This window comes from Streptomyces canus 299MFChir4.1, assembly GCF_000383615.1.
GTDB lineage: Bacteria > Actinomycetota > Actinomycetes > Streptomycetales > Streptomycetaceae > Streptomyces > Streptomyces canus_C.
In genome coordinates this window covers 1-13198 of sequence record NZ_KB911656.1, presented here as the reverse complement: position 1 = coordinate 13198, position 13198 = coordinate 1, and the positions used below count along the sequence as shown (strand labels likewise).

At 70.4% G+C, this 13198-nt stretch carries 8 protein-coding genes and 2 pseudogenes; 8 read left to right on the top strand and 2 right to left on the bottom strand.

Going from position 1 to position 13198, the window contains the following annotated elements; all coding sequences use genetic code 11:
* The first annotated feature begins 458 nt into the window (after positions 1-458).
* The 5 genes from H293_RS0147485 (at position 459) to H293_RS54165 (ending at position 9190) form a co-directional block, all read left to right on the top strand.
* The gene (locus H293_RS0147485) at positions 459-1676 is read left to right on the top strand and encodes an IS110 family RNA-guided transposase (RefSeq protein ID WP_020124782.1); all 1218 of its coding nucleotides are present in this window, start codon (positions 459-461) and stop codon (positions 1674-1676) included.
* A 362-nt stretch (positions 1677-2038) separates the two neighbouring features.
* Complete coding sequence (locus H293_RS0147480; RefSeq protein WP_020124781.1) at positions 2039-2389, top strand: CU044_2847 family protein; 351 nt, start codon at positions 2039-2041, stop codon at positions 2387-2389.
* Positions 2386-4155: a VMAP-C domain-containing protein gene (locus tag H293_RS0147475; RefSeq protein WP_028808839.1), complete on the top strand. Its 1770-nt coding sequence runs from the start codon at positions 2386-2388 to the stop codon at positions 4153-4155. The genes H293_RS0147480 and H293_RS0147475 overlap by 4 nt, the downstream gene beginning before the upstream one ends.
* A gap of 9 nt (positions 4156-4164) precedes the next feature.
* Positions 4165-5202, top strand: a complete 1038-nt coding sequence (locus H293_RS0147470) for an AAA family ATPase (protein WP_020124780.1) — start codon at positions 4165-4167, stop codon at positions 5200-5202.
* Positions 5192-9190 (top strand): SAV_2336 N-terminal domain-related protein, encoded by a 3999-nt coding sequence (locus H293_RS54165; protein ID WP_106968629.1) that lies wholly within the window; start codon positions 5192-5194, stop codon positions 9188-9190. The genes H293_RS0147470 and H293_RS54165 overlap by 11 nt, the downstream gene beginning before the upstream one ends.
* Before the next feature lie 350 nt (positions 9191-9540).
* On the opposite strand, the gene H293_RS0147455 is transcribed toward H293_RS54165, so the two are convergent.
* Together H293_RS0147455 and H293_RS52190 are read right to left on the bottom strand one after the other, a co-directional pair.
* Positions 9541-10314 carry an SDR family NAD(P)-dependent oxidoreductase gene (locus tag H293_RS0147455; protein ID WP_020124778.1) on the bottom strand — a complete coding sequence of 258 codons (774 nt, stop codon included), beginning with the start codon at positions 10312-10314 and terminating at the stop codon, positions 9541-9543.
* 56 nt (positions 10315-10370) lie between these two features.
* Positions 10371-10952, bottom strand: a complete 582-nt coding sequence (locus H293_RS52190) for a TetR/AcrR family transcriptional regulator (protein WP_020124777.1) — start codon at positions 10950-10952, stop codon at positions 10371-10373.
* A gap of 750 nt (positions 10953-11702) precedes the next feature.
* On the opposite strand from H293_RS52190, the gene H293_RS0147445 reads away from it, so the two are divergent.
* The 3 genes and pseudogenes from H293_RS0147445 to H293_RS0147440 all read left to right on the top strand — a co-directional run.
* A complete protein-coding gene (locus H293_RS0147445) occupies positions 11703-12365 on the top strand; it encodes a hypothetical protein (RefSeq protein WP_259294742.1) in 663 nt (220 codons plus the stop codon).
* A gap of 158 nt (positions 12366-12523) precedes the next feature.
* Positions 12524-12844: pseudogene (locus H293_RS56725) on the top strand (transposase); the annotation flags it as partial.
* A 52-nt stretch (positions 12845-12896) separates the two neighbouring features.
* Positions 12897-13198: pseudogene (locus H293_RS0147440) on the top strand (ISAzo13 family transposase); the annotation flags it as partial.

The window sequence follows — 13198 nt, the reverse complement described above, 5'->3', positions numbered from 1 at the left end:
GAAGCGCCGCTGGGCCAGTTGATGCCCGGCGGCATCGACGGCGACGGCGGTGTGAGAGGACTTGTGGGGATCGATACCGATGGTGATCACGGGCACCCTGACCAGGTCTCAACGGGATGGGACGGGTGCGGCGGGCACTCTGACTTGAAGTCTCAGCGTCCATTGGTCACGCCTCTGTCGAGCCACACCGCGCGGGTGCCGGTCAACGGCGGCAAACTCATCATGAGCCAGCCCGAGTTGGGGCGGCATGAGGTCACGCGAGCCCATGCTGACCGGCACCCTGGACGCTACGGCTGCAGACCGTGCGTCTGGGTCCGATTCAACAAGTCAGAGGTCCGGCCGCCGCCTCGGTCCGGCGCAATGCCGGGCAGCTCGCGGGCGGCAGGTCTGCATAACGTGGATGCGCGCGTACGACACCACCGCCGAGGCCGGCACGTTCGACCCCCTGGAAGGGTGCGATGTTCGACACCGAAGACGTGGGCGTGTTCCTCGGCCTGGACGTCGGCAAGAGTGCGCATCACGGGCACGGGCTGACCTCGGCCGGGAAGAAGGTCTTCGACAAGCCCCTGCCCAACAGCGAGCCGAAACTGCGGGCCGTGTTCGACAAGTTGGCCGCGAAGTTCGGCACCGTCCTGGTGATCGTGGACCAGCCCGCATCCATCGGAGCCCTCCCGCTCACGGTCGCCCGGGACGCGGGCTGCAAAGTCGCCTACCTGCCCGGCCTGGCGATGCGCCGGATCGCCGATCTCTACCCGGGCGAGGCGAAGACCGACGCGAAGGACGCCGCGGTCATCGCGGACGCCGCCCGAACCATGCCCCACACCCTGCACTCGCTGGAGCTGACCGACGAGGTCACCGCCGAGCTGACCGTGCTGGTCGGCTTCGACCAGGACCTCGCGGCCGAGGCCACCCGCACCTCCAATCGCATACGCGGCCTGCTCACCCAGTTCCACCCCTCGCTGGAGCGCGTCCTGGGCCCCCGCCTCGACCACCAGGCCGTCACGTGGCTGCTGGAGCGCTACGGCTCCCCGGCCGCACTGCGCAAAGCGGGCCGCCGCAGGCTCGTCGACCTCATCCGGCCCAAGGCCCCGCGCATGGCCCAGCGGCTGATCGACGATGTCTTCGAGGCGCTGGACGAGCAGACCGTCATGGTCCCGGGGACCGGCACCCTCGACATCGTCGTGCCCTCTCTGGCCCGCTCTCTCGCCGCTGTCCACGAACAGCGCCGGGCCCTGGAAGCCCAGATCAACGCCCTGCTGGAGGCCCACCCTCTTTCCCCGGTCCTGACGTCGATGCCCGGCGTCGGCGTCAGGACCGCCGCTGTCCTGCTGGTCACCGTGGGCGACGGCACCAGCTTCCCGAGCGCCGCCCACCTGGCCTCCTACGCCGGACTCGCCCCGACCACGAAGTCGTCGGGAACCTCGATCCACGGCGAACACGCGCCCCGGGGCGGCAACCGGCAGCTCAAACGCGCCATGTTCCTCTCCGCCTTCGCCTGCATGAACGCCGATCCCGCCTCCCGCACCTACTACGACAAGCAACGCGCCCGCCGCAAAACCCACACCCAGGCCCTTCTCCGCCTCGCCCGCCAACGCATCAGCGTCCTGTTCGCCATGCTCCGAGACGGCACCTTCTACGAATCCCGCACGCCCGCGGACGTCGAGCTCGCCGCATGACTTCAGCAAGACCGAATCACCCCAAACCCGACAGGGATGCCTTGACGAAGGACATAGAGGCACCCCCCCCGAGGCCGAACGACAGGGCGCGGGCGCGGCCGTCGCCGAGCTGTTCCCTGCGGTTGGCTCCGCCCGCACCCCGATCACCACGCTCCTGATCGGCGAGGGCGGCTCCGGCGGAGGTGGAGATGAGGGCGGACCGGCTGCGGATCCGGCCGCGGGACCTGGTGGTGCTGGGGATGATCGCGTCTCCGGAGGTAAGGACGCGGCCATGTGCTGTCGGAGGTGGGGCGGAAACCGGGACAAGTGGAAGTACCGTCCGTAACAATGGCGAGGCGAAGGGTCACATGGACGGGGGCGTCATGGAAGGCGTGGTCGAGTTCAGGACCGCCGACGGTGCGGTGATCGCCGTCGAGGGCGCGGAGGAGGAGTCGGGGTCACGCCTCGTCGCACGGGACGACGGCACCGTCCGGGCGACCCGCACCTTCGAGGAGGCCCTGAGCGGGGTGCGTTCGGCGGCCGAGACGGCCTTGCAGGTCTTCAATAACGTCTCGCTGCAACCCGACTCCGTGGAGATCGAGTTCGGGGTGAAGCTCAGCGCGGAGGCGGGCGCCCTGATCGCGAAGAGCGCGGTCGAGGGCCATCTCGTGGTTAAGCTCTCCTGGTCTCCGGGGCAGAATGCCGGCCCCCCGGAGACCCTCCCCGCGCCATGAGGAGCGCGGCCTGGCACGCCAGGATCGCCTGCGGCCCCACCACCGGTACGGGATTCCTGGTCACCGAGCGCCATGTGCTGACCTGCGCGCACGTCGTCGCCCGCAGCCAGGCGGACCCGATCCAGGTGACCTTCGCGCATGACGGCGCGGAGCCCGTCGGCGCCCGGGTGGTCGCCCACGGAGGCTGGGACGGACGTACCACCGGGACGGGCGACATGGCCGTGCTGGAACTCGACCACCAAGTCCTTCTGAAACCGGCGCAGTTCGCGGGTGTGACGGACGCCTTCGGTCATCCTCCGCGCAGACTCGTGGCCTATGGATTTCCCAAGGCCTATGACGATGGGACCTTCGCCGAATACCGGGCGACCTACGATCAGTTGATCGCCGGGGACTGGATTCAGGTCGAGGCCTGGGCCGCGCACGGCCAGCCGTTGGTCCGCGGCTTCAGCGGCGCGGCACTGACGCTCGCGGACACCGGGAAGGTCGTGGGCATGGTCACCGAAGCCGCGCGGGACCCGGGAGTCCGCAACGGCCGGATGCTTCCCGTCCAGGTGCTGGCCCGCTACTGGCCGCCGCTCGCGGAACTCGTGCCGACTCCCGGATTCACCCGCGAGGAGAAGACCCGGTTGCGGGAGTTGCTGACCGACATGTCCGGCTGGATGGAGCGAGGCGGCCTGGAATGCCATCCTGAGCGGCTCTACCGCACGTCCGTGGGCAGGAACGGGCCTGACCCCACCCACAGAATCCGCTCGCTGTGGGACGCGGTGTGCTGCCTGCTCTTCGAGGTGCCCGACCCGTCGGCTCTCGTCCGGTTCACCGAGCGGCTCGCGGACTTCGTGGCGGACGTCTCAGTGCGGGCGGCGCTGCGCTCCTGGTCACGACAGTCGTACGGGCCACCGGACCGGCCGGCGCCGGTGCGGCCTTCCGAGACCGATCGGCCCTGGTCGCCGATCCTCGTGGAGATCTCCCCCAGTGGCTCCGGAGAGGGCCAGTTCATGGTGGAGGTTTCCGTGTACGACGGGCAGTACCGCAGGATGGTGGGCTCCCGCACCCTCCCCGCCGAGCGGGTCCGCGGATACGCGCTGGAGCGCATCGACGACGCCTACCGGTTGCTGGACCAGGACGCCCGGGAGCTGATCGCGTTCGTGCTGCCGCGTCGCTGGCTGAACACGGGCGTGGCGCAGTGGCCGCGCAGCGACGACGACGCGAGCCCGCTCGGTGCGATCGCTCCGGTCGTCGTGCTCGATCTGGAGAGGCGTCGCAGCGGAGTCCTGCAGCGGCATCTCGTGCGGAACTGGCGGCGTCTCGACACCCGGACCGCCGCCCGGATGCAACGAGTCGGCTGCGAGCCGGCCGGGCAGGATCCGCAGGAGGAGGTGAAGTTGACGCTCGAACTCCGTGGTGACGCGGACATGGTGGGCTTCGGCGTTCCCCCGCGTGGAGCGGGCGCCGCCCGCCTCTTCAGGGCGACCCTGAACGCCGCCGTGCCGGTGCTGGTGTGGCCGCGCTCCGGCTGTCACGGCCGGAACCCGCACGAGGGCTGCCGGGGCGCGGTCTTCCTGGACCACCTCGCCGAACACCTCGCGGACCTCCCCCCGAAAGAACTGCCGGCCCACGTCCACCTGTTGCGAGAGAAGGCGTACGCCTCCCCGGAGACGGAGCCGCACTGGGCGCACGACCTGGCGTTGCTGTGGGAGGACCCCCGGTGCCTGCCCGATCCCGTGGGCTACCGGCACACTCCGGTCGCCGACCCCTCGCGTCTTTGAGGAGCACGCATGTCCCTGTGGCCCGTGTACACCGGTACGAGCGAGCCGCACGACGGCATCGAGCTGCTGCCCCCACCGCCGCCCTGGCGCGCCTTCGACGGCGGTCCGGCGCTGCCGATACCCCCCGACGGCGGTGACAGCGCGGCCGCTTCGCCCGACCGCCGGCATCGCGCCCGTACCTATCTGGCCACGGACGAGGCGGTCCAGTTGGTCAACGCCGCGCTGTACCTGCGCCGCCCGCTGCTGGTGACGGGCCCGCCGGGCAGCGGCAAGTCGAGCCTGCCGTACTCGGTGGCGCGCGAACTCGGCCTCGGCCCGGTCCTGCGCTGGAACATCACCAGCCGCACCACGCTCCGCGAAGGGCTATACCACTACGACCCGCTCTCCCGCCTGTACGCCGCCGGCCGTGGCTCCTCACGCGAGGAGCCTAGCGACACGGAGGTCCAGGACCACCTGCGGCTCGGCCCGCTCGGGACCGCCCTCCTGCCCTACGAACGCCCCCGCGCCCTGCTGATCGACGAGTTCGACAAGAGCGACCTGGATCTGCCCAATGACCTGCTGAACGTCCTGGAGGAGGGCCAGTACGAGATCCCCGAGCTGGTCCGGGTGGCCCAGCGCGCCCCGACCGCCCGGGTAATGGTCGACGGCACGTCCGACCATGTGCGCGTGAACGAGGGCCGCGTACGCTGCCAGGCGTTTCCGTTCGTGGTGCTGACGAGCAACGGTGAGCAGGAGTTCCCGCCCGCCTTCCTCAGGCGGTGCGTCCACCTGACGCTGCGCCGCCCGAGCAAGGACCACCTCGAAAGCATCGTACGGGCGCATCTGGGCGAGCTCGACGAGTACGCCGCAGAGCTGATCGACCGCTTCCTGGAACGTCAGGTCATGGGTGAGCTGGCCACGGACCAGTTGCTGAACGCGATCTACCTGGCCGGCACTGCCGGGCCCGAACTGGACGCGGTGTCCCGGGACGAACTCGCGGAGCGGTTGCTGCCGTACCTGAACGCGGCGCAGGACGGCCGGGTACGGGACGAATCCGATGTCTTCTGACGGGAGCCCGGCGCCTCCCGGCCGCTCAGGTGACGAGGCCCGTCGCATGGGCGCGGACCGGCTCGCCGCCTTGCTCGCCCGGGCGGGCGGCGGTGACGGGCCGACGCCCGTGGAACTGGCGGAGGCACTGTGGCTGGCGCAACACGTCGCGGGCCCGGACGATTTCCGTCCGCCTCCGCCGCGGCCGTCCCGGCGCTTCACCTCCGCGCCCTCCTCCGACCGGCTGGACGCGGGGCGGCCTGCGAGCTCCGCACCCCCGCCGGACGGGACCTTCGCCCTGCCGCAGTTCCCCGGCGACCGCGTCCCCCTGCACCTGCCCGGCAAGAAGAAGGATCCCGTGCACAAAGGCATCGAGCTGCTGGCACCCGGCCCTCCGATGCTGCCCCATCCCCTCGCCCTCCAGCGCGCCCTGCGCCCCGTGAAGCGCCGGGTCGACGCGCCGGTCGGCCATGAACTGGACGAGGAGGAGACCGCCCATCGCATCGCCCAGCTCGGCATGTGGTGGTTACCCGTGCTGCGCCCGGCCACGGAACGCTGGCTCACGCTGCGTCTCGTGTACGACACCGGCCCGACGATGCCCGTGTGGCGCCCCCTAGCCGATGAGCTGCACACGGCGTTGGCCCAGTCGGGGGTGTTCCGCACGGTGGAGCTGCACCGGCTGGCCGCCGACGGCACGACGGGGGCGGCGGGTTCACGCTCGTACACGGCAGGCCGCACGGTCACGCTGCTCGTCAGCGACTGCATGGGTCCGCAGTGGCGGGCGGGCGCGGCGGGGGACAACTGGTACCGGACCCTGCATGCCTGGACGGCGCAGATGCCGGTCGCGATCCTGCAACCGCTGCCGGAGCGCCTGTGGCGCACGACCGCCCTGCCGGCACTGACGGCGCGGATCTCCGCACCGGGGCGGGTGACTCCCAACGCGCGGTACACCGTGCACTCGTACGGGGCCGACGGTCTGCCCCACGACGCCCTGCCGATCCCCGTCCTGGAGCCCTCGGCGCGCTGGCTGTCCACCTGGGCAAGGCTGGTGGCCGACAGCGCGGAGGAGCAACTCCTGAGTTCCGTGGCCCTGTTGCCCGGCCGGCCGTCTCCCGCGTCCGTCGACGACGAGGGAGAAGGCGACACGGCTCCCCTTCCGGCCGACGAACTGGTGCTGCGTTTCCGCTCCCTCGCCTCGCCGGAGGCGTTCCGCCTCGCCGGACATGTGGCGGTGGGCGAGCCGGTGCTTCCCCTGATGCGTCTCGTGCAGGCGGCGATCGAACCATGGCCGCAACCCCAGCACCTGGCGGAGGTCATCCTCAGCGGTCTGCTCGTCGCCGTACCGGGGCCGCCGGGCACGTACGCGTTCCGTCCCGGCGTCCGCGAAGTACTGCTGGGCACGCTGCCCCGCAGCGCCCACGACCGCACGGCCCAGCTCCTCAACTGGACAGGCGCGTTGATCGACGCGCGGGCCGGTGTGGCGCGCGGGGAGTTCCCGGTGGTGGCCCCGGGCGGGGGTGACAGGCCGGCCGGGAACGAGCCGCTCGCGCGGGCGCAGCGGGAGAGCGTGCGGCGGATGGGAGGCGACGCCCCCGTGGACCCCGCCCGGCTGCTCCTGGGCAGGTACCGGCTCGTGCGGCGGCTGGGCAGGGGCGGCGGCGACGTGGTGTGGCAGGCGGAGGACACCCGGTCCGGCCGGACGGTGGCGGTGCACGCGTACTCCTTCGAGCGGCCCGAGGACGGCAGGCGGCTCATGGACGACGCGCGCGCCCTTTCCGTCGTGCGGCACCCCCATGTGGTCGCCGCCCTCGACCACGGCCTCGACGACCGCTTCGCCTTTCTGGTCACGGAGTTCACGGAAGGGCTCAGCGTGGCGGAGCTCACCGCCGACGGCGACTTCGCTCTGCCCTTCGCACTGCTCGCGCCGCTCGCCCAGCAGGTCGCGCTCGGGCTCAGAGCAGTGCACGAGCAGGGTCTCGCGCACGGCAGGCCGGCCGCGGACGCCGTACTGGTGTGCCCGGACGGCACCGTGAAGATCACCGACTTCGTCCTCGGAGCGGCACGCCGTCGTGACGCGTCCGGCGACCTGCGTCGCTTCGGTCATCTGATCGGCGACCTCGCCAGGGGGCCGCACGGCGACCTCACCCGCGTACCCAGCGAGTTCAGGGCCCTGTTCCACGATGCCGTCACCCCGCTCACCTCATCGGACCCGGCCTCCCAGCAGCGCGGCAGGGACCTCTTTCTCACCCCGTCGTTCAGCCACGCCCTGGAGGCCGCGGCGGCCGGGCGGCACCGCTACCGACTGCTCGGCCCGGTGCGGATCACGCAGGGGGACCGTGCCCTGCCCGCCGGCTCGCCCCAGGAACAGGCCCTTCTCTGCATGCTGCTCCTGGCCGACGGCCGGCCGGTCCCGTACTCCGAGCTGACCGAGGGGCTGTGGGGCGAGGACGTTCCCCAGAGCGCCGACCGCCTGGCCGACCACGCCGCCGCCCTGCGCGAGACGTTGGGCCCCGGGCTGCTGGCCACCACCGCGGCCGGTTACGCCCTGCACACCGGCCCGGACGCCGTCGACGCCGGCCGTTTCGAGCGCCTCATCTCCGACTCGGCGGAGCTCAGGCGGCGCGGAGACCCGGTGGAGGCGCGCGCCACCCTCCAAAGCGCCCTCGACCTGTGGGACGGCTACCCCGTCGAAGGGGTATCCGGCCCCGCCGCCCGCAAGGCCCGCGACCGGCTGCTCGGCCTGCGTCAGGGCCTGTATCGCAGCCGCGCCGAACTCGACCTGGAACTCGGCGACTTCGAGCGGGCAGCGACAGATCTCGGCGCTCTCCTGCGCTCGCAGCCAGCCCACGCGGGCCTCCGGGAGCTGCACATGCTCGCCCTCGAAGGTCTGGGACGGGCGTCGGAGGCCGTCGCCTCGTACGAGGCGTTCAGGCGGTACGGCGAGCCGAGCCCGGCCATGGTGCGGCTGTACGGGCAACTGCGTGCTGTCGCCCGGGACGGCGACCATGTCGTCTTCGACGTGCGCCACGCGCCGGGCCCGCCCGACGCCACGCGTGACGCCGTCAGCCGCACTCTGACGCGGCTGCTATCGGAGAGCGAGCCGGCCAGAGCTTCAGCCGAGGTGGACGCCCACGAGGACTGCTCTCTCGTCGTCCCCCTGTCGAGGCCTGCCGCCCTCAGCCTCCTCTCCCGAGTTGTGAACGAACTTCCTTCAGAATTGCAGGAGTTGGTGGATCCGCCGACGATCCGCGCGACCTTCTGGCACACCGTGCCGCCCGATGAGGTCAGGGGCCTGCCGGCTCCCGGCGACTGGACCGTTCTGGTCGTGCTCTCCGCGGTCCTCTACGGGCAGCTGACGAGCGGGGGCACCGCTCTCGCCGCAGCCCGCTTCTCACCCGGCGACCCGCCCGATGCCTGGTACAGCCTGCTCGGGAGGCGAACCGCACGCCCGCCGTCCGCCCCGGAACGAGACCTCGTGCGCGGCCCCTTCACCACCCGCGATCTGCGCTCCCTGCGGACCCCGGACCCCCGTAACACCGCGATCGTGCATACGCTGCCTCCCGACGGCTCGTTGACCCTCCTCAACCCCGGCCGGCCGCTCGGCAAACGCACGTCGTGGCCCCTCATCACGTACTACGAGGTCGCCCTCACCTCGCAGCGGCTCAACCGTGAGCTGTCCCTGCCCAGTTCCGGCGGTGGCACGTTCGCCGCCACAGCCGAGCTGACCTGGCACATCGACGATCCGGTCGCCTTCGTGCGCGCGGCGGTGACCGAGGCGGGGGAACGCCTTTACGCGCACTTCGTGGAGGCGGGCGGGCAGATCACCCGCCGCTATCCCCTGCGCCGGGCCACCGCCGCCGAGAGCGCCCTGCGTCAGGGGCTGCACACGTGGCCGGTCCCGGGCCTCTCCGTGACCTGCGAGGTGCGGCTGACCCCCGAGGAGAAACCGTCGTCGGCGACGCGAGCCCGGCCGGCCACCACCAAACGTCGTGGACGCCGGGCTCCCTGACCCAGCGTCCGACGCCGCCGCTGGGCCCGCCATCGTGTCACCGTGCTGTGGTCCTGGTCAGGGACTCGTGGCGGGGATCAGGCCGGCGGCCGCGCTGGCAGCTGCCGCCAGCTGTTTGATCAGCTGGCGTTCCTCGGCGACGGACATGTCGGCGGCGCGGTCGAGTTGATAGAGGATGGTGCGGACTCCCTGTAGCGCTGCCCGGCGTTGACGGCGCTCCCGGCGTTCGCCGTTGAGGTGTTGTTTCAGTGCCTCCTTCGGGAACTGCCGCCTTCGTGGCGGCTGAGGTGGTTACTGCCGCCGGCTGCGGCGCGCTGTTCGAACGGAGTGGCAGTGCGGCTCAGGCTGACTCAGTGCGGCCAGGGGGCGGTGCCGCCGTCGACGCCGAGGGTCATGCCGGTGACGTAGCTCGCGCGGTCGCTGAGGAGCCAGGCGGCGGCTTCGGCGATCTCGTCCGGTTGGCCGGTGCGGCCGAGGGCGGCGAGGGAGCTGAGGTGCTCGACGATGCTCGGGTCGCGCTGCTGCCAGGAGACCATCATCTCGGTCATCGTGGCACCGGGTGCGATGGCGTTGACGCGGACACCGTCGCGGCCGTATTCGGCTGCGGCGGCTCGGCTCAGGGAAATGACGGCGGCCTTCGTCGCCCCATACACGCTCTGCCCGGCAGCGCCGAAGGTGCCTCCGATGCTGCTGATGTTCACGATCGAGCCACCAGCGGCGCCCTGCGCGGTCATCGCCTGCAGTTCGGCGCGCATCGCCAGCCACACGCCCTTCAAGTTGGTCTCGACGACGGAGTCGAAGGTCTCGTCGGTGACCTCGGTGAGGCGGCCGCCGCCCTGGGTGCGGCCGGCGTTGTTCAGGGCACCGTCGAGGTGCCCCCACTTCTCGACGGCGGCCGCGATGGCTCGTTGCAGTTCGCCGGCGTCGGTGGTGTCGGCCTGAACGGCGAGGACGTTGCCTCCGTTGGCGGTGATGTCCTCGGCGACACGGTCGAGTTCGGCTTTGCGGCGGGCTGTGATGACGACGTTCGCGCCTTCGTGGGTGAACAGGTGCGCGGCGGACTTGCCGATACCGGACGAGGCGCCGGTGATGAGGATGGTCTTGTCTGTGAGCAGATCGGTCATGGGCGTTGCTCCATTGTGCGGGTTCTCGCTCGGTCCGGGGCCGGATCGGCGAGGAGTCAGTTGTGTGCCCGGTCCGCGATGAGCGCATGGATGAGCGCGTCGCGGACCGTGGCAGACGTCAGGTCGTTGTCGCTGCTGTCGGGGTTCGCGGTGACGGCGTGGGCGACGCCACGCAGGGCTGCGCGGAGTGCGTTCGTCGCCAGCGCCGCTGTGATTCCGGGCCGGAGGGCGCCTGCCTGCTCGAGTTCGTCGAAACCGGCGCGCAGCAGCGCGCCGCTTCGTTCGACCTGGCTCGGCAGCGGGCCCGATGTCGGGTACATCGCCGGGTAGAGACCCGGGTAGGCGAGCGCGAATGCGATGTGCGCGTCCCATCCTGCGGCGACGCGGGCACGCGGGTCCGCGTCATCCACCGGGGTGGCGGTGTCCTTGCGGTGGAAGTACTCCTCGAACGCCGCATCGACGACCGTGCGGATCAGTCCCGACCGGTCGCCGAAGTGGTGGTACAGAGACGGGGCCTGCACGCCCGCGGCGGTGCAGACCGCACGCGTGGAGACCGCGTCGACACCGTCACGTGTGGCGATCTCGAAGGCGGCGGCGAGCAGTCGCCCGCGGACGTCACCGACTGTGTTCTGTAGCATCGCTATAATGTAGCACCGCTATAGACCCTGAGGCGACAAGGCGCTGCGGGTGTACTAGGCCGACGCACTGGACTTCTTCCGCGACTTGTAGTGCGGATGCACCCTCAGCACTCGGGTGGCGCAAGATGCGGAGCAGAAGGCTCAGATCAGCCGCGTCCACACGGACAGCTTGAGTGTCTACGGAGTGCGGAAGGTCTGATGGCAGGTGCATCGCGGAGGCATTCCGGCGGCGCGCTGGACGGTCGCCCGGCTGATGCGCGACCTAGGCCTGGAGGGCACCCGAGGGAGGAAGAGGATCCGCACCACCATCCGGGATGACGGCCAGGATCGGACCGCCAACTGATCAGACGTGACTTCACCGCATCCCGTCCGAACGAGCGACGGGTCGCGGACTTCACTTACGTCGCCACGTGGTCCGGGATCGTCTACGTCGCGTTCGTCGGCGCCGGTTGCGGCTGCGGTCGGGCCGTCTGGGATGATGAGACAGCTACGTACCTTCGCCCGTGAGGTGATTTTTTGAGGAAGGTGGCACTGCATCCCTATGCACTGTTGCCTCGGGAGTGCGACCACCGGACGGTCCTGGCCACCACAGTAGACGCATGGGGCAGAGCCCTTTGGTTGCTCTGCCCCGAAGCGGAGCTCGTACCGAACCCACATGGAAAGCCTTGGCCCCGGCCCCGGAAGTATCCGTACGACGCGCTTGTCGTGATCAGCGACGCGGGAGACATACGGGAACGTGTCCTGCAGGACATGACGCTCCTGCCCCATCATCTGGACGCCTTGCCCAACGGCCGGCTTATCGTGCAGAGCCATGGTGCCGTAGGAGAGCGGAACGCCCAGATATTCGGCCGCGACGGGCGGCAGCGACGCAGCTTCACCATGGGGCGCGCGATCGAGTTCATGATGGCGGACCGGCAGAACAACCTGTGGAGCGCCTACTTCGACGAAGGGGTCTATGTCGACCCGATCAGCGCCGCGGGTCTCGTCCGCTGGGACAGCGGCGGTAACCAACAGTGGAGCTACCAGCCACCACAGGGCGTTGAACACATCGACACCGTCTACGCTTTCAACGCCGTCGACATGCTCGCGTGGGCCAGCTATTACCCCACGTTCCCTCTTCTCGAAGTACACGCCAATGGGTACTTTCACCTGCGGAAGAATCCCGTGCCCCGCCCTGCGGGCATGGCCGTCCAAGGCGATCAGATCCTCATGCTTGGTGGCGGCTCTCGCGATCGCTTGGACCGGCTGCATCGTTGCCACATAACCGTCGACGAAGCCGTCGTCATCGACGAGGCGGAGCTCACCATGCCCAACGGCAGCCTGCTCAAGCGGTACGCACGCCCCGTCGGTAGAGGAGCGTGCCTCTACCTGCGTGGCGCATCCGCCAGGCAGTGGTACGTGCTGAGCATGTAGCACCTCAGTCCGACTGTGCGATCTTGCGTCGGACCCGCGTGAGAGCTGGAACGGCTACCGCGTGATCATCGGAGGTTGTGCCGACTCCTGAGGATTATGCGGTGGCCACGAGCCACGGCAAAGACGCTGCCCACTGGCGGGCGATGTTCGAACAAGCCATGGCTCGGATCGCGGGCCAGTTCAGGCGGGTGGAGCCGCGTGCCACGGCCCGCGCCTTCTTGCTCGGACTGCTGTCCGGCATCGAGCGGAAGAACTGCTGGCAACTGGCCGAACAGGCTGGCCACGCCCGACCTGGGCCGATGCAGCGACTGCTGCGAAGCGCCCGCTGGGACGTCGACGCAGTCCGTGTCGATATCCGCGCCTACGTCTTTGAGCACCTCGGCGCCGATGACGGCGTGCTGATCGTCGACGAGACCGGCTTTCTGAAGAAGGGCACCGCCTCGGCGGGCGTGCAGCGGCAGTACACCGGCACCGCCGGGGCTTGTATTTCAATTAGTGCTCGTTCGGGTGGAGTTGGTGGGACGGTGGACCATGACAGTGCGTCCGCCCGTCTCCGCCTTACGGGCCAAGTTCGATCGGATCCTGCCGCATCTCGACGAGCGCCGCCGTCGTCTCTACCTGGCGAGCGAGGCCGTGGCCATCGGCCATGGCGGGATCACTCTGGTTGCTGCCGCTTCCGGGGCCAGTTCCGCGACCGTCGCGCGTGGCGTCACCGAGCTGGCCGGGGACCCGGTACCGACGCGGCGGGCCCGGGCTGCAGGAGCTGGCCGCAAGCCGTTGACGGTCACCGACCCCGGCCTGCTGGCGGCTCTGGAGGCGCTGATCGAGCCGCA

Coding starts and splice junctions, on each gene's coding strand:
- H293_RS0147455 (WP_020124778.1), bottom strand. CDS start 10,314: ATGACCGATCTGCTCACAGACAAGACCATCCTCATCACCGGCGCCTCG.
- H293_RS54165 (WP_106968629.1), top strand. CDS start 5,192: ATGTCTTCTGACGGGAGCCCGGCGCCTCCCGGCCGCTCAGGTGACGAG.
- H293_RS0147485 (WP_020124782.1), top strand. CDS start 459: ATGTTCGACACCGAAGACGTGGGCGTGTTCCTCGGCCTGGACGTCGGC.
- H293_RS0147475 (WP_028808839.1), top strand. CDS start 2,386: ATGAGGAGCGCGGCCTGGCACGCCAGGATCGCCTGCGGCCCCACCACC.
- H293_RS0147470 (WP_020124780.1), top strand. CDS start 4,165: ATGTCCCTGTGGCCCGTGTACACCGGTACGAGCGAGCCGCACGACGGC.
- H293_RS0147445 (WP_259294742.1), top strand. CDS start 11,703: ATGACGCTCCTGCCCCATCATCTGGACGCCTTGCCCAACGGCCGGCTT.
- H293_RS52190 (WP_020124777.1), bottom strand. CDS start 10,952: ATGCTACAGAACACAGTCGGTGACGTCCGCGGGCGACTGCTCGCCGCC.
- H293_RS0147480 (WP_020124781.1), top strand. CDS start 2,039: ATGGAAGGCGTGGTCGAGTTCAGGACCGCCGACGGTGCGGTGATCGCC.